General features: G+C 41.2%; 20 protein-coding genes, 1 other RNA gene and 1 pseudogene. 11 read left to right on the top strand and 11 right to left on the bottom strand.

The annotated features are described in order from the left end of the window. Window positions 1-16 precede the first annotated feature (16 nt). A complete protein-coding gene (locus tag V7L20_RS04400; protein WP_334742892.1) occupies window positions 17-217 on the top strand; it encodes a hypothetical protein in 201 nt (66 codons plus the stop codon). Window positions 218-1,604: 1,387 nt separating this feature from the next. On the opposite strand, the pseudogene V7L20_RS04405 reads toward V7L20_RS04400, so the two are convergent. Continuing rightward, window positions 1,605-1,764, bottom strand: a pseudogene (locus V7L20_RS04405) (IS66 family transposase); the annotation flags it as partial. 374 nt (window positions 1,765-2,138) lie between these two features. On the opposite strand from V7L20_RS04405, the gene V7L20_RS04410 reads away from it, so the two are divergent. Continuing rightward, the gene (locus tag V7L20_RS04410) at window positions 2,139-2,618 is read left to right on the top strand and encodes a hypothetical protein (RefSeq protein WP_334742893.1); all 480 of its coding nucleotides are present in this window, start codon (window positions 2,139-2,141) and stop codon (window positions 2,616-2,618) included. A gap of 377 nt (window positions 2,619-2,995) precedes the next feature. Here the strand turns inward: V7L20_RS04410 and V7L20_RS04415 are convergent, their stop codons facing one another. Then, window positions 2,996-4,132 carry a glycosyltransferase family 4 protein gene (locus V7L20_RS04415; RefSeq protein ID WP_334742894.1) on the bottom strand — a complete coding sequence of 379 codons (1,137 nt, stop codon included), beginning with the start codon at window positions 4,130-4,132 and terminating at the stop codon, window positions 2,996-2,998. 63 nt (window positions 4,133-4,195) lie between these two features. Continuing rightward, complete coding sequence (locus V7L20_RS04420) at window positions 4,196-5,362, bottom strand: glycosyltransferase family 4 protein (protein ID WP_334742895.1); 1,167 nt, start codon at window positions 5,360-5,362, stop codon at window positions 4,196-4,198. Between the two features lie 516 nt (window positions 5,363-5,878). Here V7L20_RS04420 and V7L20_RS04425 point away from each other — a divergent pair. Further along, window positions 5,879-8,254, top strand: a complete 2,376-nt coding sequence (locus V7L20_RS04425; protein WP_334742896.1) for a hypothetical protein — start codon at window positions 5,879-5,881, stop codon at window positions 8,252-8,254. 530 nt (window positions 8,255-8,784) lie between these two features. Then, the gene (locus tag V7L20_RS04430; RefSeq protein WP_334742897.1) at window positions 8,785-10,152 is read left to right on the top strand and encodes a pentapeptide repeat-containing protein; all 1,368 of its coding nucleotides are present in this window, start codon (window positions 8,785-8,787) and stop codon (window positions 10,150-10,152) included. Between the two features lie 12 nt (window positions 10,153-10,164). Here the strand turns inward: V7L20_RS04430 and V7L20_RS04435 are convergent, their stop codons facing one another. After that, the gene (locus V7L20_RS04435; protein WP_334742898.1) at window positions 10,165-11,043 is read right to left on the bottom strand and encodes an aspartoacylase; all 879 of its coding nucleotides are present in this window, start codon (window positions 11,041-11,043) and stop codon (window positions 10,165-10,167) included. A gap of 172 nt (window positions 11,044-11,215) precedes the next feature. Between V7L20_RS04435 and V7L20_RS04440 the strand changes: the two genes are divergently transcribed. The 7 genes from V7L20_RS04440 to pstS all read left to right on the top strand — a co-directional run bounded on the left by V7L20_RS04440 (window position 11,216) and on the right by pstS (window position 18,142). Next, the gene (locus V7L20_RS04440; protein ID WP_334742899.1) at window positions 11,216-12,460 is read left to right on the top strand and encodes an AGE family epimerase/isomerase; all 1,245 of its coding nucleotides are present in this window, start codon (window positions 11,216-11,218) and stop codon (window positions 12,458-12,460) included. 167 nt (window positions 12,461-12,627) lie between these two features. Then, window positions 12,628-12,777 carry a hypothetical protein gene (locus V7L20_RS04445; RefSeq protein WP_334742900.1) on the top strand — a complete coding sequence of 50 codons (150 nt, stop codon included), beginning with the start codon at window positions 12,628-12,630 and terminating at the stop codon, window positions 12,775-12,777. A 402-nt stretch (window positions 12,778-13,179) separates the two neighbouring features. Beyond that, complete coding sequence (locus V7L20_RS04450; RefSeq protein WP_334742901.1) at window positions 13,180-13,821, top strand: hypothetical protein; 642 nt, start codon at window positions 13,180-13,182, stop codon at window positions 13,819-13,821. Between the two features lie 10 nt (window positions 13,822-13,831). Further along, a complete protein-coding gene (locus tag V7L20_RS04455; RefSeq protein ID WP_334742902.1) occupies window positions 13,832-14,638 on the top strand; it encodes a pentapeptide repeat-containing protein in 807 nt (268 codons plus the stop codon). 72 nt (window positions 14,639-14,710) lie between these two features. Beyond that, the gene (locus V7L20_RS04460) at window positions 14,711-15,451 is read left to right on the top strand and encodes a cytochrome c biogenesis protein CcdA (RefSeq protein WP_334742903.1); all 741 of its coding nucleotides are present in this window, start codon (window positions 14,711-14,713) and stop codon (window positions 15,449-15,451) included. A 30-nt stretch (window positions 15,452-15,481) separates the two neighbouring features. Beyond that, window positions 15,482-16,882 (top strand): cytochrome c biogenesis protein, encoded by a 1,401-nt coding sequence (locus tag V7L20_RS04465; RefSeq protein ID WP_334742904.1) that lies wholly within the window; start codon window positions 15,482-15,484, stop codon window positions 16,880-16,882. 180 nt (window positions 16,883-17,062) lie between these two features. Further along, window positions 17,063-18,142, top strand: a complete 1,080-nt coding sequence (gene pstS, locus V7L20_RS04470; protein ID WP_334742905.1) for a phosphate ABC transporter substrate-binding protein PstS — start codon at window positions 17,063-17,065, stop codon at window positions 18,140-18,142. A 261-nt stretch (window positions 18,143-18,403) separates the two neighbouring features. On the opposite strand, the gene V7L20_RS04475 is transcribed toward pstS, so the two are convergent. From V7L20_RS04475 to V7L20_RS04505, 7 genes are all read right to left on the bottom strand, one after another. Further along, a complete protein-coding gene (locus V7L20_RS04475; RefSeq protein WP_334742906.1) occupies window positions 18,404-18,559 on the bottom strand; it encodes a hypothetical protein in 156 nt (51 codons plus the stop codon). Between the two features lie 171 nt (window positions 18,560-18,730). Beyond that, window positions 18,731-19,150, bottom strand: a complete 420-nt coding sequence (queF, locus tag V7L20_RS04480; protein ID WP_334742907.1) for a preQ(1) synthase — start codon at window positions 19,148-19,150, stop codon at window positions 18,731-18,733. A gap of 116 nt (window positions 19,151-19,266) precedes the next feature. Continuing rightward, entirely contained in the window at window positions 19,267-19,656 is a 390-nt protein-coding gene (locus V7L20_RS04485) for a hypothetical protein (RefSeq protein ID WP_334742908.1), read from the bottom strand. A gap of 156 nt (window positions 19,657-19,812) precedes the next feature. After that, entirely contained in the window at window positions 19,813-20,199 is a 387-nt protein-coding gene (locus V7L20_RS04490; RefSeq protein WP_334742909.1) for a phasin family protein, read from the bottom strand. Window positions 20,200-20,224: 25 nt separating this feature from the next. Beyond that, an RNA gene (gene ffs / locus V7L20_RS04495) (signal recognition particle sRNA small type) lies at window positions 20,225-20,321 on the bottom strand. Between the two features lie 38 nt (window positions 20,322-20,359). Further along, entirely contained in the window at window positions 20,360-20,626 is a 267-nt protein-coding gene (locus tag V7L20_RS04500) for a YciI family protein (protein ID WP_334742946.1), read from the bottom strand. Window positions 20,627-20,892: 266 nt separating this feature from the next. Next, on the bottom strand, window positions 20,893-22,338 hold the full coding sequence (locus tag V7L20_RS04505; RefSeq protein WP_334742910.1) for a PQQ-dependent sugar dehydrogenase: 1,446 nt from the start codon (window positions 22,336-22,338) through the stop codon (window positions 20,893-20,895). Window positions 22,339-22,554: the final 216 nt, after the last annotated feature.

The raw sequence follows: 22,554 nt of genomic DNA on the forward strand, positions 1-22,554 counted from the left end.
CAGTGCAAGGAAAAACATGAAAAATACTCAAGCAAAAATCAACCAACCACTCAACGAAACAGCTTGCAAACATAACCAAAATAAATTGGATGACAAGAAAAAACTAACTTGCACAAAAAATCAAGGAAGTTGTCTTTTAGAGAAAGCGAAGGTTTCTATCAGAGCTATTACTGATGTTGTTCATTTGGTACATGGTGCTATTGCTTGTACTCTGTGAAAGACTTTAAAAATAATGATAATCAAATAGAGGGGGAGAAGGCGAGCGTCGCTCGCCTTCTCCCCCTCTCTCCACACACGATTATCATTGTTATTATGACTATTTTGAGTATTTTAATCAATTTACAAAATGCTCTTTATCTTAACCTCTCACCGATGGCTCTAGGCGATCATTTAGAGCAATAAAAACATAACTCCTTTCTTTACGTAAGGATTCAGGTCATGGGGAAATGACTCAAAAGCATCTCCAGTAAAGGTTTGGACAAAAATATAGCTTTTTTTGATTTGCAATAAAAATCGGTTAAATGGTCATTTCTCGTTGCTTGTTGCGAATATTAAATAATTTATTCTGGAATTCCGGAACTGAAATGCTGTCCAGGCAATAGTTTCAACTACCTAAATCATTACTCCTTTACTTATGCACAAAAAGTTAGTGCAAAACTATTGATTTTATAAATCTAATCTCATAATATTCAAACGGAATTAGCAATTACACTAATTCAACATCAACATGACTCTGGGATGAAGAAAAGCGACAATCAGTAGATCGAAAACTTTTGTAAGTTGACAAAATAATCAGGGTTTCAGACGACGTTTTGGGGCTGAAGATTGCGATCGCTTGCACTTCACTCTTAACCCACTAACAACGCTCGTTCCTCGAAAACCAGACTCTAAAAGGATTGCGGCAAATTGTGTCGCTCAACTCGAATAAACGACTAGTAAGGGTTCTGGAAAACTTTTCGGTCTACTGACAATGTTAAACACAATATGGTTCAGTTTAGCTGCACTATTGAAACTGTTCTCAGTAAGCCTAAGTAGACTGAACAAAAGAACTGGCCTTCCATTCCATCTAAGCTCTCACTTAATCCTTAACTGAACAGTATTGCATCAGTAACTCCTTCTATCAGAACATCATTGCCCTTTCTGCAACGCCAAAAATTTTATGAAACTTTTAAATTCAATAGCTTTTAGTTTATTCTCTATGAGCGCTTCGTTGTTGCTCTTTACGACTGCCTCATCTGCACTGCCCTTTTATGGATGCAAGACTGGAACCGTTTGTATCTATAGAGGAAATGCCTTAAAAGGAGAAGACATTACAAACATATATATCCAGTACCGTGTTTACAAACTCTATAATCAGTACGGAATACATGGCATCTTCAATAACCAGACCGACGGTGCTGTGGTCTTACTATGTACAGACTCGAATGGAACCAAGTGCCCGTATGAATTAGCTGCTAATCATTACGATTTTCCCGATTTAACTCCATACAATTCTATCGTACTTGCTAGTACTCGAAAAGTAAGATTGCTGTAAGGATTCAGGTGCTGGGTTGAGGCAAGAGCGATAGAGCCAGCTTCCCACTGCCTGACTTGGCCATTAAGGCTTACTTGAAAAGCTCCATGACCGACCGTCCCTGTCGACGATAAGTCTGCACAATACTCAGCAGGACTGCGGGCTATCGCAAACCGCTTCATTGAACGGGAACCACCACTGACCTTACGCTTGGTCATGGCTAATCGTAGTGACCGTTCTGTCAGACGGTTACTATAAAGGTTTGGAGTTTCGCACTCTTGACTAGTCTGAACTCCAGATATATTTAAGTATGAAGTATTAATTTTCAGTAGATCGAAAACTTTTGTAAGTTGACGAAATAATCAGAGTTTCAGCCGACGTTTTGGGGCTGAAGATCGCGATCACTTGCGCTCCACTTTTAACCCACTAACAACGCTCGTTCCTCAAAGACCAGACTCTAAAAAGATTGCGGCAAATTGTGTTTATCAACTTGAATGAACGACTGGTAAGGGTTTTGGAAAACTTTTAGGTCTACTGATTTTTGCATACACCCTAAACATCTGAATCTATTTGAAACGATGAAAGATGTTATATCACATCATGTCTATTGAGTAAGGAGAAAATTATGAACCCTAATCACAGCAAAGCGAATTTCATCAAATTCAATCGCATTGTATCTGCTGGAACTGCCACAATCTCTCTTCTGTTTGTTGGCATTAGCAGTCCTACATTACCAGCATACGCTTTTGCTGGTGACTGTAGTAGTATTGATCCTAATCGTGCAGGACCAATAAACGTGAAGACAGTGCTCAAGGTTGACCTAAATGGACGGGAAATCCAATTGCGAACTGGTTTTTTGCAAGATGTTTCCCCACCGCAGCAATTTGGCTGGGCTCGAATGGAAAACAATCAGAATGGCGATGATATTTGGATGGACTTCTCCGAGGACGGTGGTAGAACTTGGAAACAATGCGGTCCTTGGTCACGTCAATATTCTGAAGCAGTCCCTACCAGTCGTGATCGCAACCGAGTATTTCGTGCCTGTGGAACCGTTTCAATTAACATATTTTCACGATCAGAGGTCAAATGCACGACTTGGTTCTAAACAATAGACCTCTTGCATAAATCAAAAATAAAGAACCCCACCCCGCATTTGCTAACGCAAACTCTCCCCTCCCTTTGGTGGGGTTGGGGGTGGGGTATTAAGGACTTTTGCAAGAGGTCTAATTCACTAAAGAATACAAATGTAATAATAGTTTAACATGTAATACAAAAATTAACGGTCTACTCAATTGATCAGTAAGTACCACAAAGTTCATTACTCAAGTCTCCTCGATTCATCAACTTATCCTGTCTGCGATCGCCTATTTTTTAGGATACGACGAGTTTGAAAACACGTCCTAGGGGATGAGGGCAAAACGTCCTCTTAAAGCAGATTTTTTCTTAAGTTGACACTAATGTGCTGGGGGTTAAGTCTGTATTTTATCTGTGAGACAGCAGTTGGGCAATTTGCTGATTAATAATTGCAACATCAAAACGCCCACTAGCAGTAGTCCGGGCATTATTAGCTATAGTTGCAGTTATTTCCGTCTCCTGAAGACAGGTAATAATTATTTGTGCAAGTTCCTGCGGTTCTCCTGGTGTTACTAAAAAACCATTAAGTCCATGTTCTACTAATTCCATTACACCGCCAGCTTTTGCTGCAACTACAGGTTTTCCAGATAGCATTGCCTCTACAATCACTCTACCAAAAGGTTCTGGGGAAGTAGAGGTATGTGCTACTAAGTCACAAGCTGCCATTAACTGAGGAATATCAGAACGAAATCCTAAAAATTTGACGCGGTTTTCTAATCCCAGTTGGGCAACTTGTTGGTGTAACTGTTGAACGTAATCTTGTTCGCCAAACAGTGCATCACCTACTAAAATTGCCGTCACCTCTGGCGGACATTTGGCAAGACCATCAATTAAAATATGCTGTCCTTTCCAAGGTGCAAGACGGCTAAAGTGTCCGACTACAAACTTTCCTTGCAATCCTAATTGTTGCTGTAATTTATTGATGTCAGACTCATCAGTTTGATAATTTTTTGAATCAAAACCGTTATAGACAACTTTTATGATATCTGGGCATCCTCCTGCTTGTACAAAGGCTGTTTGACTAGCTTGGGAATTAGCAATTACTAATGATGCAAAACGATTAGCTAAGTTAATAGCAATACGAAGATTGGTTTTGCTAAAATGTTCTGTGGAAAGAATATCATGTAAATGATAAACCAGAGGGCGACGACTAAAGAAACTTGCTAATGCTCCGACAACTAATGCTTTTTGGGTGTTGGCATAGATTAAATCGTATTCACGCGCTATTTTAACTACCTTAGTAATCAAAGGTGCAAGTTGTCCCAGACTCTTTAATCCTTGTAGCAAACTACTTTCTTTGCGAACTTGGATTGCTTGAGTTGCAAGAACTTTTACTGGAATATTATTTTGCTCCAATAAAGTGCTAAAAGACCCATCTGCAAATAAACCTACCAAAGCGCGATCGCCATAAGGTTTAGCAATATCTATTAAACACAATTCTGCGCCGCCTGGTTTACCACTTTGGTCTAGAAAAAAAATTCTCATTAAACCTCTATTCCATCTAATTTTACCCATGTAGCACCCCTAATATCTATTACAATCACTTGTTTAAGCTAATAAAATCTTCCGTACTTGTTGGGCAATTTGATTCCAGTTGTAATGGGTGGTGGCGTACTCTCGACAAGCTTCTCGTGAAGGTATAGGGATATTTCGTAAAAGCGCTTGCTCTAATTTTTCAGCAATGGCTGAGGCTTCTGTTGAAATAGTAATTAAATCCGGTGAAAATGCTGATAAAATTTCTGGCATTCCTCCAACCGGGGTACATAAAACAGGAGTACCACACGCTAGAGATTCGATTATTACTAATCCGAACCCTTCAAAAGATTGACTAGGCATGATAGCCAATTCAGCAGCTTGATAAGCTATAGGTAATTGCTCATCAGGTAGGAAACCTAAAAATTTAACGTTGTCGGCTAGTCCTAGTTCTGTAGCCTGTTGTTGTAGTGCAGCTTGGATGTGACCACGACCTGCGATCGCTAGCCAAACATCTGGTATTCTGGGCTTAATTATAGCTAGTGCCTGTAATAATTTGTCAACTCCGGTTCGATGTACTAGGCGACGTGATGTAAATAGGATACGGCGATTACTTGGCCAGCCTAGCTTTGCACAAGCATCCTGGCGTGATAAATTTGGCTGAAACCAGTTGATATCAACTCCACCAGGAATAATATTAATTTTGCTCCACGGTATTTGATATTTATCATGTAGAATTTTACCAAATGCTTTGCTCAAAACAATGAAGCGATCGCAGCGATTATAAGTATTTTGTTCTATTAACCAGTGTTTGATTAAAAGACTAAGGTTTTTATTAACCACTTCTTGCTGACTTTCAGAAGCCCAAGGGCCATGAAAGTTAAAAGTAACTGGTACTCCCTTTGGTAAAATATCTAAAATAGGAAAGCTATATAATGCAAAGTGCAAATTAATAGCATCTGGTTTGCTCGTTCTTGTTTTATGGAAATTAGTGCGAATAGACCATAATCTTTGCCAAATAGCACTGTCATGAGAAGCTAAATTAGTTAATTTAATCGGCGAATTTATTTCAGTCTCTGGTAGACCAACTCCGCATAATTCAACCTTGTCTTTATTTGCAGCTAATTTATGAGTCAGTTCATAAATATATCTTTCTAATCCTCCAGGACTTTTAGGAAACCAGCCTAATCCAAGGGTGAGAATAGATGCAGATGATGTAAAATTATCTGGTTTGTTTTCCACTTATGTAGCTCCTATAAATATATTAATACAGGCGCACATTTATGCGCTCTTACTCGTATTCAAACCTGAATCATTAAAATTTACGAATAGACATTACTAATAAAACTTTTTGTATAGAACACCAATTTATAAACTATTTATATATCAACGTCAACAATGAATTACAACTGTGTTTTAATTAACAAACTAGTACTTAAATGGATATATATTATACTTGCAAAATTAAAAAGGTGAATGCTCTATAGGGAGAGATAAAAAGCGCTATTAAATAAAAATATTTAAATTTTTTGGTATTGTTTTTTACCATAATTTTTAATTGATTAGTAAATATTAACAGATTAAATGTATTAGCTGATTTGTAAGGATTCAGATGGGCTTTATAAAGCTTATGTAAAACTTGCTATCAAATGTCATGGCTGTGGATAGCCTGTATCTTAGCCACTTCAAAGCAGTTATATTTTTTGCGGATTACCGAAAAAATGATTGTATATAAATAATTAAAAGCTTAAAAAGTATATGAAAAACAAATTATTGGTACAGTTAATAAAACTTCGTCACCAACTCAACCAGTACCTCAAAAAAATATTTAAGTTTAGATATATCCAAAAAAGTAAAGTTTTCAACTTTTTACTAAGTCTAACTATTGGAGTAATTGTTACTACTCTAGGAATTACAACAGACTGGGCAACAAATGGAACACGCACACTAAGCTCCAAAACATCGTCGATAAGTAATACTATTGGCAGTGAAATGCCGATACCAAACAATACTGAAACACCTACACTTACACATAGTAAATTATTTATAAGTAATACTATTGTTAGTGAAAATAAACGAGTAAAAAACAATACATTAACATCTACACCTAACTACAAAACATCGTGGATAGGTAATACGATTGGCAGTGGAAATCTGCGGGTACAAAACAATATTGAGGCCATGTATGTTTCCCCTGATGGCACAGTTTATACTAACAGCCATTGGGATGAGGCGGGAATGGAAGCAGCCATATATAAAGATGGTAAGGTTATTGGTGCTATTGGGGATACTCACGGCTGGAGTCGTGGTGGTGGCATAGCTGTAACAGCAAATAGTAAATATATTTACATTGCCATGACTCAGGGATCGAAGGGCAAAACCAATGAAGATTATCCAGCAGAAGGAACAGCTTGGCATTGCGTTAGACGCTATGATTTGTCAGGAAAACCTGCGCCTTTTCCTGAAGGGCGTGGCTGGGATAAAAGTATGTTAATTACCAGTACTAAAAGTGAACTCACTGGATTAGCAACTGTGGGAAGCGAGTTGTATGTGAGTGATTCTGCTGCTAACCGGATTCGTGTCTATGATACTGATACGATGAAGGAACTCCGCAGCTTTACCGTTGCTAATCCGGGAGCAATAACTATTGATCCGCAAAAAAATCTGTGGATTATTCAAAGCAAAAATGGCAGTAAGCCTGCCAAGATTCTCCATTATTCGCCGAGTGGAAAGCAATTACCCCAACAGATTGCAGATATCATTGAACCAACTGCGATCGCAGTTGATCATCAAGGTAAGCTGTTAGTGGCAGAAAATGGGCCACGTCAGCAAATCTTGATTTATGACATCAAAGATAAGCCGATGCAGGTGGGTAGTTTCGGTTCTAAAGGCGGTATCTATACAGGAGTTCCTGGTGAAATTCAAGATTTGAAACTTTATGGACTTACCGGAGTTGGTGCAGATGCTTCAGGTAATATCTATGTAAATAGTAATGGTTTCAATAAATCAGGCACAGATTTGCGGAAATTTTCGCCATCGGGAAAACTAATGTGGCGATCGCTGGGATTGATATTCGTCGATAATGCAGATGCCGATCCTAAAACTGATGGTGTAGATTTATTCACCAAACAAGAACACTATTTGATGGATTACAGTAAGCCTGCTGGTAAGCAATGGACTTATAAAGCCTATACTTTAAATCCTTTCAAATATCCTCAAGATCCCCGTCTGCATACATCGCCAGACGGAACCTTTGTACGCCGCATCCAAGGAAAGCCGTTTTTGTTCCTTACAGATATGTATAGCAGCTTTCTGCAAATATATCGTTTTAATCCAGACACAGATGGTAAAGTAGCTATCCCAGCCGGAATGTTTGTCGGTAGCAATGGCGCAGATAAACCATTTCTCACCGGAAATTGGCCAGCGAATCAACCGAAACAAGGGGAATGGATCTGGCGCGATCGCAACGGTAATGGCAAATTTGAAAAGAACGAATATGATACCAGCAAAGATTATCCCTATATTGGCGGTTGGTGGGTAGACAGCAAAGGAGATGTTTGGAAAGTTTTGCGAACAGAAGATGGCATCCGACACTATCCTTTACAGGGAATAGATGCTAAAGGCAACCCGATCTACAACTATAGTTCGATGAAAAAGCAAACTACTCCCAAGATATTTAACGATTTGCGGCGAATTGAATATTTCCCCCAAACAGATACTATGTATTTGTCAGGCTTTACAGGAGATCACCCAGCATTCGGTGACGATACAGGAGTTGCTGGATCTGAGATTGCCCGTTTTGACAACTGGAGTAAAGGAAATCGTACTCCCCGTTGGCGGATTGTAATTCCTCACGACACCACAGGTAAACGCGAAATGTCTACGGCGGCTATGAGTGTAGCGGGAGACTATGTATTTGCCGTGACAGTTAAAACCGCAGAGGTATATGTCTATAATGCCAAAACGGGAGCGCAAGTACAACAGTTAAAACCAGGCCCAGAAGTTGGCAGCGAAAGTGGCTGGATTGATATACCCTATGGTATCCGCGCTTTTCGGCGTTCAAATGGTGAACATCTAGTATTTGTGGAAGAAAATTGGAAAGGAAAAGTGATTATGTATCGGCTGGCGGGGTGAGTATTTATATTATGTCCGCTTGATTAGTTATTAAACCCCAAGAACCCACCCCGCCTGCGGGGCTACCGTGTACACACAAGTCTGAAATAGCTGATTAACTGAGGTTTAGCGTCAGTTTTACCCCACCCTAACCCTCCCCTTGGAAAGGGGAGGGAACTAGAAATCTTGTTTTCCCCGCGAAGATTGGGGAGGGAACAAGAAATCTTGTTTCCCCGGCGAAGATTGGGGAGGGAACAAGAAATCTTGTTTCCCCCCTTTCCATTTTCTTCGTCACAATTCGCCAAGGAATAGTAGCCGGAGCCGGAGCCGGAGCCGGAGCCGCAGCCTTCGCCGTCGCCGTCGCCGGAGCCGCAGCCGTCGGCGTAGCCGTCGCCGTCGCCTTCGCCGTCGCCGCAGCCGGAGCCTTCGCCGCAGCCGCAACCTTCGCCTCCACCGCAGCCTTCGTCTTCACCGCAGCCTTCGCCGGAGCCTTCGCCGTCGCCGTCGCCGTCGCCGGAACATTACTTAGCATCTACATCAGTTGGCGAGCCATGAAAGGAGACGAAAAGTACTCCTTGATTCGTAATATCGCTGTTACCTTTGCTGCAACAGGAGGTACAAGTTTTCGTTACGCTGACTTAACAGGTGCTGATTTCACCCAAGCTACGCTCAAAAATACAGATTTGCGAAACACTATCCTTATCTGTACCCATTGGCATCAAGCCAAAATGCTTGACCGGGTTCGTCCTGGTTTAACTTATCTGCAAAACTCACAAGTACGTCAACTGCTGGTTACAGGACAGGGACAGGACAAAAACTTTGACCGTCAAAACCTCCGAGGTATCAACTTAAAAAAAGCTAATTTAGCAGATACCAGCTTTATTGGCGCTGATCTCAGTGAAGCTAATTTGCAAGATGCCGATTTGTCAAGAGCCAAGCTGAAGCAAATACAACTAGACGGCACAGATTTAACAGGTGTAACTCTCACCGGAGCGTACATTGAAGATTGGGGCATTACAAATACAACTAAATTACATGGGGTGAGGTGTGAATATGTCTACATGCGCGTCCCCACCAAAGAAAACCCTGACCCCCTCCGCAAACCTGACAATAATAAAGAAGTATTTGCAGACGGCGATTTTGCCGACTTTATCAAGCCTATTTTTGACACCCTCGACCTTTACCATAATCAAGGCGTTGACCCCCGCGCTGTTGCCATAGCTTTCAAAAACCTTGCCGAAAATCATCCCGAAGCTGAGTTAGAAATCGTGGCAATGGAGAAACGCGGCGATGATAAAATCTTGCTCAGAGCCAAAACAGCCGCAGGTAGTGATAAATCTCAACTGAGTACAGAATATTTTGACGATTATAATCAACTCAAAGCTCTATCGCAGAGTCAGCAATTATTACTTGTAGAAAAAGATAAACGCATTATTAGTTTAGAAAACATGGTAGATACTGCTCTCAAGCAGCCCAAATTTTATACACAAGGAGATACCAATATGTCAAATATCAGTGGCATCAATATTGAAGGTAGCAGTAATGTTAGCGGTATCGCTGGCAATAATTCTGTTGCTAATCTGGGAACCATTAGCGGTAATGTGAGTATTGCCCTCACTCAGTTACCTGATTCACCAGATGCCGAGAAACCAGGAATTAAAGAATTATTGTCGCAGTTGCAAGATGCAATCATACAATCCACATATTTACCAGAAGAAGAGAAAGCCGAAGCGCTAGAACAAGTGAAGACTTTGGCAGAAGCGGGTAAAAATCCTCAAGAATCGACTAAGCAAAAGACGGCAAAAACGGCAATCACCATGTTGAAAGGGATATTTACAGGCTTACCTGCTGTTGCTTCGCTGGTGGAAGCGGGTAATAAATTATTGCCTGCGATCGCAAAACTATTCGGTTTGGGATAATTTAACGTCAGTTCAACAAACCTCTTGTTGTTTTTGACTTAGATACATCGCAATTCCTTTCTCGTAGTAAGCTGCTTCATTAATGAAAATAGGATAAACAGTAGACGCTCCCTCATATAAAATATCTTTTCCTGCAAAACTCAGAAACATTGGATCACCTGGATTCAAAGGTTCATAATCCCGAAACTGAAGCTGGGGATGAATCATGGCTTGAATTTCTTGGCGATCGCTTCTAGGATAATCGATAGTTCCAATGTATTGATAGAATATAAGCGTGCTATTTTTTTGCGGAATATTACCTTGGTTGTACTTTTCAAAATAATCCAAAATTGCATAAATAAGCTGTTCTGTTTTCTGAAATAATTCAGCGTTTAAAATATTCTGAGCTACAGCACCAACTTCTATAACAAAACCTAATTCGCACAGAGAACGGAGAAAACCACCTTCTCTAGATTGTTGATTCACAAAAACCTTTACCATCGGATTTATAGAACTCAAATAAGCGCCTAACCGAAGTAAAAAAGGATGCATATCACAAAAAATTAAACTTAACCCCATGTTGGCAGTTGTACTGTGCAAATCAACAATTACATCCACAAAAGGCTGATTTTGCGGTTGCAATATCTGTTGAATTGCTTTTGCCCGCATATCTTCATAACTTGAGAGTTGAGGATTTTGTAAGCCTTGAATAGTGAAGCAACGATTTAAATCTTTCTCAATGTATCGTTTGCCTTCTTCAATAGCTTTGAGATTGCCAAGTAATGCCAGAGTTTCAAAACTTGTTCTGTTGATTAAATTTGGATAATGCTGAAACTTTTTGACTAAATGTACTCCTGTTAACTCATTACCGTGGTTTCCTCCAACGATCGCAACTCGTTTAATCTGACTCATAACAACCTCATCTCTAAAAAACTACGGTTCTTGAGAATGGTGCAAGATACAAGATAAAAGTATACCTGCTGCTGACTAAATCTTGTAAAAGACTGACGCGAGCGCTCCATTTTAAAGCCAAAATATGATAACTGTTAAGCTGTTGGTTCTAGCACAAAAGGGGAGGGAATTTATGGAGTATAATTTTCAAGCGATGCCTCCGGTGGTCACTGAGCGACTTGCCTTGAGCGAAGTCGAAAGGAGCCGAAGTGCGGGCTACACTGAACTTTACAAAAACGCTCTCCTCAACGATGTCCTCCCCTTTTGGGAAAAATATTCTCTCGATTGGCAGCAAGGCGGCTATTTCACTTGCCTTGAACGCGACGGCAAAATTTATGATACGGACAAATTCATTTGGCTGCAAAACCGTCAGGTGTGGACTTTTTCCATGCTTTACAACCAGTTAGAAAAGCGCGAAAACTGGTTAAAAATTGCTAGCAATGGCGCTAATTTTCTCGCCAAACATGGCAGAGATAGTGATGGTAATTGGTACTTTGCCCTCACCAGTGAAGGAAAACCACTAGTTGAGCCTTACAACATCTTTTCTGACTGCTTTGCAGCAATGGCATTTAGTAAATATGCACTCGCTAGCGGCGAAGAATGGGCAAAGGATGTGGCAATGCAGGCTTACAACAACGTATTACGCCGCAAAGATAACCCCAAGGGCAAATATAATAAAACCTATCCCGGCACACGCCCCATGAAATCATTGGCTGTACCAATGATTTTAGCCAACCTGACTTTAGAAATGGAATGGTTGCTGCCAAAGGAAACACTAGAGAATGTCTTAGCTGAAACAGTCCGGGAAGTAATGAGCGATTTTCTCGACCAAGAAAAGGGACTAATGTACGAAAACGTTGCCCCTGACGGTTCTCACATAGATTCTTTTGAGGGACGGCTGATTAATCCAGGTCATGGTATCGAAGCTATGTGGTTCATCATGGATATCGCGTCTCGCCAAAACGACACTAAAACTATTAACCAAGCCGTTGATGTGGTGCTAAACATCTTAAATTTTGCTTGGGATAACGAGTATGGTGGGTTGTATTACTTTATGGATGCAGATGGTCATCCCCCACAACAATTGGAATGGGATCAAAAGCTGTGGTGGGTTCATCTAGAGTCTTTGGTTGCATTAGCGATGGGCTATCGCCTTACTGGGCGTGAGGTGTGTTGGGAATGGTATGAAAAGATGCACGATTACACTTGGTCACACTTTGCTGATTCAGAATACGGCGAATGGTTTGGCTACCTGAATCGGCGTGGAGAAGTATTGTTGAACCTTAAAGGTGGCAAATGGAAAGGATGTTTTCACGTACCGCGTGCATTGTACCTTTGTTGGCAGCAATTCGAGGCATTGCGATGCCTGCGGCAGTAAACAAAACAAGTCTGTTATTTCCTTGTTTCCACCTAATACCAATTTAATGTGAAGCTGCATTAAATGAGTAACTTTCTATTCTTGGCGTTCCTAGTACAGCTTTGCGTAAAAACGTAGCGTTTTTAATGCAAGGAGATGCATTGGCATTGTGATTCGATGCGTTAGCATTGTTAGCTGATGCGTTGGCATTGTCATTTGATGCATTGGCATTGTCATTCGATGCGTTGGTATTGTCAGTCGATGCATTGGCATTGTCAGCCGATGCGTTGGCATTGCCAAATTTAATTCGTTACAAATTAATGAAATGCTGTACTTAGTGTACTTGGTGAATCGGCACTCTAGGCAACCTTGTCAATGTGTAAATCCTAGCCCTATCAGTTTGATAGGCTGCGGTTTTGGCAGCATTTTAAAGATATCCGCAGAAGTCCAGTGAACTTTTCCCGCTTCATTTTAGCTAAATACTTTTTTGCAACATTAACTTGTATTCAGTAAATCAAGACTAGTTGAGCATTATAGACAGCCATTTGTGGGTAATAAAGCTTGTACAATTGTCAAGGCAGTTTTTCTTGCCAGAATACTTCTCAGGCGTAAAATTTATCGACAGCAAAATTTTTCTACTTTGTGTTTTTCAATCCTTCACTTGTGGCAAAAATGCCCCAACTGAGGCGCTCATCTCTTGCAATAGATAACTTTTACCCTTATGACTGGAGAGCAAAATCTTGGGAATAGAACTACGCAGTTTCGTATTTCTCGACAGCCTGCAACCTCAACATGCAGCATATATGGGAACAGTAGCTCAAGGCTTCTTACCATTACCAGGGGATACATCACTGTGGATTGAAATCTCTCCTGGTATCGAAATTAATAAAATTACGGATGTAGCCTTGAAAGCTGCTTCTGTCCGTCCGGGAGTACAAGTAGTTGAACGACTCTACGGACTATTAGAAGTTCATTCTAGCTCCCAAGGTGAAACGCGAGCTGCTGGGCAAGCAATTTTGGCTACATTGGGAGTCCGAAAAGACGAATGTCTCAAACCGCGCATTGTTTCTAGCCAAATTATTCGCAATATCGATGCTTACCAAACACAACTTATTAATCGCACGCGACGGGGACAGCTATTACTAGCGGGGCAAACGCTATATGTGTTAGAAGTGGAACCTGCTGCTTACGCTGCACTGGCTGCCAATGAAGCTGAAAAAGCGGCATCGATTAACATTCTTGAGGTACAAGCTGTAGGTAGTTTTGGACGGCTTTACTTAGGTGGACATGAAAGAGATATTCTAGCAGGTGCGGCGGGAGCATTAACGGCAATAGAAAGTGTAGCTGGTCGGGCAAATCCTTTGGGTATGCGTCAGGAATAAAGGAGAGAAAATGGCAAATCGAGAGCATCTAGCTTTACTCAAAGCAGGTGCAGTTACATGGATTGAGTGGAGAGAGAAAAATCCTCAGATTGAACCAGACCTCAGCGCCGCAAACCTGCAAGGGGATAACCTCAGAGGCGCGAATCTCCAGGGGGTAAATTTGAGTAAGGCGGATTTGGGTAATGCTTTACTCGTGCGAGCAAATCTCAGTGGTGCTGACCTAAGTAGTGCCAACCTCTACAAAGCCTTCCTGATTGAAGCTAACTTAAGTAATGCTAACTTCAGTGTTGCTAACTTGAGTGGTGCTACCCTTAGACAGGCAGATTTGAGTCATGCTAATTTCATTGGAGCAGACTTGAGTGAGGCAAATCTTAAAGACGCTGCGATCGCTCATGCTAATCTAATTGGAACCGACTTAAGAGGCGCTAACTTGAGAGATGCCGATTTAGGTGCAGCGAAGCTAATACGGACTAATCTATGTTTTGCCAACCTCATTGAAGCTAACTTGATTGCGGCTGACCTCAGCGAAGCGAGTTTGTACGAGGCGGAAGTGTTGGGGGCTTATCTTTACAAAACTGAGCTGTACAAAGCTAATCTAAACAAGGCTCACCTCAGTGGTGCTTACCTGTTGCAAGCTAATTTAAGTGAAGCTAACTTAAGTGAAGCTGACTTGAGTTGGACTAACCTCAGAGGAGCAAATTTGGCAGGTGCGAATCTTAGAGGAGCTAACCTTAGAGGTGCCGACATTAGGGGAGCTAACCTTAACGGCGTAAATCTTCAGGAGACAATAATGCCTGACGCTTCAAGGCACAATTAATTAAGAAAAATAATTAACAAAAAATAAGCTAAAATTCAAGCAGAGTAAGCATTTCCCGCTCAGAAACTCCCCATGCTTGATAACCTGCAAACCCAAGTTTACCAACTAGAACAATTTGCTAACAGCCTTGTTTCTAACCAACTGACACACCTTAGCGTGGTGAGTGTTGGTATCATCTTTGCTGCTGGCTTGCTTACCAGCCTTACACCCTGTATGCTTTCTATGCTGCCAATTACAATTGGTTACATCGGCGGTTATGAAGCTAAAAGCCGACTCCAAGCAGCTGCCCAATCAACTTGGTTTGCTTTAGGATTAGCAACCACATTGGCAGGAATGGGTATAGTAGCAGCTTTTGTCGGAAAAGTCTACGGTCAAGTAGGAATTGGTTTGCCGATTATCGTCAGCATTATTGCCATTCTTATGGGGTTGAACTTATTAGAAGCACTACCTCTGCAATTTCCATCCTTGGGCGAAACGAATTGGATTTCGCCAGATTTACCATCTGGATTGCGTTCTTATTTGCTGGGGCTGACTTTCGGTTTAGTCGCATCCCCTTGTAGCACACCTGTCTTAGCTAGTTTGTTGGTTTGGATTGCCAATACACAAGACTTGATTTTAGGTGCTGTTTTACTACTTTCTTACACAGCCGGTTATGTAGCACCATTGATTTTGGCGGGTACTTTTACAGCTTCAATTAAAAAGTTACTAGAATTGCGTCGCTGGTCTGGTTGGATTAATCCAGTTAGTGGGGCGCTGTTGGTAGGATTCGGTGTATTTTCCTTAATTTCTCGGATTCCTCTTGGCAGTTTTTAATATCAAGATAAAAGTTATATTTTATACATAATGACTTTAGAAGATTCGGCGTCAAAAGAATTAAAATCGTGGGCAGTACCTGGGCAGTTCTTACGCCAAGAGCTTTTGCCTGTACTGACTAACTTACGATTAGCGATCGCACTACTGCTATTGATTGCAATCTTTAGCTCTACTGGTACCGTAATTGAGCAAGGTCAGTCACCCGCATTTTACCAAGCCAACTACCCAGAACATCCAGCTTTATTTGGTTTCTTAACTTGGAAGGTAATTCAGGTAGTTGGGTTAGACCATGTATATCGTACTTGGTGGTTTTTGGCATTGCTCATTTTATTTGGCACCAGCTTAACTGCTTGTTCATTTACCCGTCAGTTACCAGCCTTAAAAGCTGCCCAGCGCTGGAAATATTATGAAGAACCACGGCAATTTCAAAAGTTAGCTTTAAGTGCAGAACTAGATACTGGTTCCTTAGATTCTTTGAACCAGATATTACAAAAACACCGCTATAAAATTTTTCAAGATCCAGAAAAGGAAAATCTCCTTTACGCCCGCAAGGGAATAGTCGGACGCATCGGGCCAATTATCGTTCATATTGGCATCGTCGCTATTCTGATTGGGGGAATTTGGGGGGCAATGACTGGGTTTCTGGCTCAGGAAATGGTTGCCAGTGGCAATACATTTCAAGTGACAAATATTGTCAATGCTGGTCCTTTAGCAGCAGCCCAAGTTCCGAAAGATTGGTCTTTGCGCGTCAATCGTTTCTGGATTGACTACACACCATCTGGCGGCATTGATCAATTTTATTCGGATATGTCTGTCTTGAATAAGCAGGGAGAAGAAGTTGAGCATAGGAAGATTTTTGTCAACGAGCCTCTGCGCTATCATGGCGTAACTTTCTACCAAACTGATTGGGGAATTGCAGGTGTTCGCGTCCAATTTAACAACAGCCCGGTTTTTCAGCTACCAATGGCGCAATTGAACACCAAGGGACAAGGGCGCATTTGGGGAACGTGGGTTCCTACAAAACCGGATTTGAGTGAGGGTGTCTCCCTTTTAGCCAAAGACTTGCAAGGGATGGTATTAATTTATGATGCCACTGGCAAACTCGTCGATACTGTCCGCGCCGGGATGTTCACCGAAGTTAATGGCGTGAAGCTGAAAATTCTGGATATCATTGGCAGCACTGGCTTACAAATTAAAGCCGATCCAGGTATACCAATTGTTTACTCAGGGTTTGGTTTACTAATGCTGGGTGTGGTAATGAGTTACTTTTCTCATTCGCAAATCTGGGCATTAGAAAAAGGCGATCGCTTGTATGTGGGTGGCAAAACTAATCGCGCCCAAGTTGCTTTTGAACAAGAGGTTTTGGAAATTTTAGATCGACTGAGTTCACAGCCAAAAGGTGAAGAGAAAAAGGCGGCGATTGAAGTTTAAACGCTTCAGGAGCGCAAAGTAAATTGCAGAGGAACGCAGAGGATTACTTTGTGTTCCTTTGCATTAACCTCTGTATATTTATGCGTTTCAAAGTTCTTTACAATTAATAACGCCACTTTCACGGCTACAAATTGAAAAACTACTAGAGGTATTTATTAAACATTGGAATAAAAAATTTCTATGTCTGTTCAGCTTCAATCCAAAGAACGTGTTTACCTTCTACCGTTAATTGCAATCTTATTAAATTTTGCTTCTTGCACTACAAATAATCGAAACATCAATCGTGTTTCTCTTGTAGGTGCTGGGGCAAGTTTTCCGGCACCTTTGTACGAACGCTGGCTTTCAGATTACAATCAGAAAAATCCCAATGTAAAAATTAATTATCAAGCTATAGGAAGCAGTGCTGGAGTGCAACAACTTATCGAAGGTACTGTGGACTTTGCAGCTAGTGATGTAGGAATTACAAATCAACAAGCAGCCAAGATAAAACGGGGAGTAATAGCTTTACCCATAACTGCTGGTTCTGTTGTGCTGGCTTACAACCTCACGCCTGTCGCCCGCCAGTCGCCTCAAGTCAATCTGTCAACTGGTTTAAAACTACCACGCCAAGTCTACGTAGATATCTTTCTTGGAAAAATTACGAATTGGAATCATCCGAGAATAGCCACAGCTAATCCAGGTGTAAATTTGCCTGATTTACCAATTCAGGTTATACACCGAACTGATGGTAGTGGGACTACAAGCATATTGACGCAACATCTAAGTGCGATAAGTCCAGAATGGAAAAGCAAAGTTGGAGCTGGTAAAGCTGTAGCATGGCCAGTGGGAATTGGTGGAAAGGGTAACGAGGGTGTTACCGCCCTGATTCAACAGATACCAGGAGCTATTGGTTATGTAGAATACATCTACGCCAAACAAAATAAACTCCCTATGGCTGCTTTGGAAAATAAATTTAGTAATTATATTACACCAACACCAGAATCTGTAGCTCAAACCTTAGAGGCAGTGAAATTACCCGCCGATAACTTGATTGCTTTTATCACCGATCCTACAGGTGTCCAATCTTATCCCATCGTTACTTACACCTGGTTTTTAACTTATCACCAATATCCAAACCGAGTTAAAGCTCAAGCGCTGAAAAACTTTATTGATTGGGCTTTAATTGAGGGGCAAAAATCCAGTTTGGAACTCGGATATATCCCTTTGTCTAAAAAAGTTGTAATTCAAGTGCAATCTGCTGCAAAGAAAATTGCAGAATAATTAATAGTCTGTCAAGTCAACAATGCTTAGTAAACCAAGTTTTAGAATCTTTCTCTCTGCGTTCTGTGTGCCTCTGCGGTTCTTTCTCCTATCCCTCAAATTTAATCAGACAGACTACTAGTTTTTAGTTTAGAGTGGGCGATCGCCATATATCATGTCCGCTTAGAAACTTATATATAATACATCTATGTTGAGTTGACAAACGTAGCAAGATCCCATACGGTAAACCAACATTGAGATACTTATTAATGTTAGGTTTCACTACCGTACCCCTACGGGGAAGCAAGCTACAACCCAACCTATATTTATTGAAAGCGACGGGAAACTCCATTCGCTGGTGGGTGAACGAAGTTGTTCTCCCCGTTGCTTGGGGCATTGAGCATTAGGCATTGGCCAAACAGGTAGTTTCTTCCCCATGCCCCATACCCAAAAACTCCATCACCTTATGGGTGGAGTTTTTTATAAATTTTATTATAAATAATCACCCGAACTTGATATTATTTAATCAACCTGAGTAAAAGTCCTGATTTTCCTAGCCTAGCGTCTCGTAGTGAGGACTTTAGTCCTCTCTACAAGCTAAAGTTTTCATTATGGGTACTTATGATGACGCACTTCAACTACGGTATGTACATTACCGCGAGGTGTGAAATCTGCTTTCACAGTGGCTTCTAACGGATCGCAAGCAGCTACAAAATCATCCAAAATTTGATTAGCTGATTCTTCGTGAGAAATGTAGCGATCGCGGTAACTGTTAATGTAAAGCTTAAGCGCCTTCAATTCTACTACCCGTTCATCAGGTATATATGTAACGTAAATTGTCGCAAAGTCAGGATAACCAGAAAACGGACATTTACAAGTAAATTCCGGCAAAGTAATATTAATGTCATATCGCCTTCCTACACGCGGATTCGGAAAGGTAATTAGTTTACCTTCAGCAATATCGCGTTCGCCATACTTCATTTCTTGGCTGGCCTGGGTTACAGTTTCAGATAATTTGTTATTTGTCATTTGTTATTTGTCATTTGTCATTAGTTATTTTACTTATCTTTACGTCCTTTTAGTAATGTTTATTCTTAACTCCTGTACAGATGCGATTAATTGCGTCTCTACTCGCCCCTCCTAACTCAATATTCTTCCTTCTCCCAGTCTGGACAATTCTCATCTTCACAACCGTGGGGATGCATGGCACAAACTAACAAATTACCACTATAAACTTGACCGTGGTAGTGAGTACAACCTATACAGGCAGGATTTTTTTCGGCTGTGGGTTCAACTGAATAAGGAAAACCTGGATCTACATCTGCTACAATGTCTTCCAGTTCCCAGTAAGCTTCAAACATTGGTTCAGTCAAATCCTGTAAATACTGATTGGCAATGTTAGGGACTTGCTCGGTGATTTCTTCCGTTAGCTCAAAAAAAGCGTCTACCATTTCACTCATTCCCAGGAAGAAACGCTCTACTTCATCAGCCACTGTTTCGACAATCTCTACTAAATCTTTTTGCCACTGTTCCATAAACTTGACACCTTTGCAGGCTATAAACAGGACGTTTTGTGTTATCTGGCTTGAAGGACTAGAGTACACACTAAGCAATGTATCTTATCAAGTTTCTATCTGAAGTGCCATGTCAAAATGCCACTTATTACTGATATTTTGCTCTAAAAATGCTTTTTATTGATCGCGTTGCAATCTTTTTAACTCATTTTGTAGCTTTAGCACTTCTTGGCGTAATTTATCCACATTTTCATCATTTGCTTCCTCTTTCACCGTTAGTTCTTCATCTTCCTCTAAAATTTCAATGCGGCGAGGTTCAGAAGGAGATGTTTTTTCAGAGGTTTCACTAGATGCTTGGGGCTGTTGGGCTTGCTTCATCATCTCTTCAACGAATCGGCGAGCTTCTTCTGTGTTCATTTCGCCTTTTGCCACCATTTCATCTGCCAGTTTTTGGACTTGCGATCGCACTTCGGCTAATTTTCCCCCTGCTTTCTCACCCGCGTAAGAAGCTAATCCAACACCGAGGTAAAAAGCTTTTTGAACAATATCTCCAAAACCAGCCATTGTCCCTGACCGCTCCTACAAATAGGGCGACCCGGAGACTACGCCTACCACAAGCCTCCCGTGTTGCTGCTACCTTCCGGTTCTGACAAGATTTGGGTGTTGCAATCGCATAGATCCAGGTCTACTTCAAGAATAACATTAAAAGTCAGTAATGTGTGTGTTATTCCATAACAATCCGCCATTCATAAAGCTGATAGTTGACGCAGCCGTGTTTCACCAATGGGTCATCAGCTACAATTGCTTCTGCTTCCTCCTTTGAGGCTGCCTCAAACAGTAACATCCCGCCTCTTTGCTTTGCCCAATAGCCTGTTCGCGCTTTGTGTCCTTTAGCAATTAAATGCTGAATGTAGGCTTTATGGGCAGGTACATATTGGTCAAAGGTAGGTTTATCGACTTTCCCTTCTTCAATCTTGACAAACCAAGGCATCTGCTTGTTATCTCCCATTGCTAAGGACTTGATACCTCAACCACATTCAAGTAGCAGTAGAAAAGTAAGACTGTAAGTAAATCGGTACAATAAAACTAAATTGTGTGAAGAAAAGTAAACAAGGCTCAAACTCTTTTTTCCCTTGCTCCCTGCGCCTCTTGTACTGAGCGCAGCGATGGACTGAGCTTGCCGAAGTGTCGAAGTATGCCCCCTGCCTTCTTCCAACCATAATTATTGACGCCGACCTACTTAATACTTAGTCTGCTTCATCTAGTCGGCATAGTGATTTCCCAAATTCCTTGATTTCCACCATATTCTATAACATAAATTTTATTGCCGATAATCGCAGCGTCAATGGGATTACTAAAACCTTCAACAATGCGGGTAGCATTCAATTTATAGTTGGTATTTCCTACTTTAGTTAACTTTAAATGCAGTAGGTCTTGGCCAGAATCATTAAAAGGGCCTACTTGTGTTTCGCCAGTGGGATCGCCTGTTGTAAAACTTAGCATGAATCCATCTCTGTTGAATTCTGGACTCATTACTCCTTGTGTATCAAAAACTAAGCCCAAAGGAGAACGGTGTGCTGTAAAAGTACTCAAACTTTCCCCAAGAACACTAGCGTCTTTGACTTTGCCATCTACAGAATCGCGGAATTTGTCTGCGTCCGGCCCCAAATTAGCAATTGGTTCAATTAAGTTTTCAGGCCGAGCAGGAAAGGTTGGATCGTTACGAAAGTAGCCCCTTTGGACAGCGTTAAATTTGGGGTTTAACAAAAGGTCTTTGGTAGGATCGTAATTGGGAAATTGTTGTGGGTTATCTGTCCCGCCAATCCGCCAGGGAAAACCGTAATTACCACCTGGACGGAGCCAATTTAATTCTTCTGACATGTCGCGATCAGGGCCATTTTCTGTGCCAAATAAATCCCCATTGGGCGCAAAAGCCATATCGAAAGTATTACGTGTTCCTTCTGCAAAAATATAGCCAGCTGTCTTTAAAGCTGCTCGATTGTTTGGAAGAAAAAGGTTTTTGCCATTAGTAGGAAGACGGAGTATACAGGCGGTTAACCCGACTTCACGAGTATTAGGATATAGCCCATTAACAGACTGAACTTCACCGTGATCGGTACGAGAACCGCTATTTACATAGATAAAGTTACCATCCGGGCTAACAACTACGCCGTTGAAGCGATGGTCATAGGCTGTTTTGCTCTTGGGATAGCCTGCACTCTTAGCTAATATAGACCAGACGCGCTGTTCTGTACCCGACTTAATTTCGCCTTTAACAATAATTGCTTTGGTCTGGTTATTCACAAGGTCTGCATTGCCAACCAAATAAATTGTACCGTTAGGACCAATGGCCATACCTTGAGTCTCACCTAGATTATGATCGCTAGAGGTGTACACAAGTGTACTGTTAGACAAGCGTAAATTGACTCGATAAATGTCACCATTTTGTTTGAGGTAATAAAGGGTATTGTTTCGTGGATCTTTTACAATCCGAACAGAAGGAGAGACGGCTAAGGTATCTATAATATTGCGAATCTGAATATCAGGACGCAGGGCTTTAGGTGCAGCATTTACTCCAGTGGCGCCATAATTTAATAGAAATATTGTAAATAACAGCGCTTTTGCAGCGACAAAGTAGGTTTTGAGAGCAAACTTGCTGAGAAATCTGCGTTGCTTTTGGTTGGATGAGTTAATGCTATTCATTATTTTGTTCATAAAATAGTGAGATAATTTTGTTGCTAGTACCATTTTTTGGTGAAGCTGCGCCAAATCTCTTAATTTATTATTTCTTGGCGTACTTGGCGCTCTTAGGAGTTCGTTCGTTATTTCTTACACTCTAGGCACATCTTCATACTGAATTGGTATAAATCTTTTGACAAAGCAAACAATACCACTGCCCACTCCCCGTATCATCCGTGG

Origin of the sequence: Nostoc sp. (genome assembly GCF_036916735.1) — a bacterium.
Taxonomy (GTDB): domain Bacteria; phylum Cyanobacteriota; class Cyanobacteriia; order Cyanobacteriales; family Nostocaceae; genus Nostoc.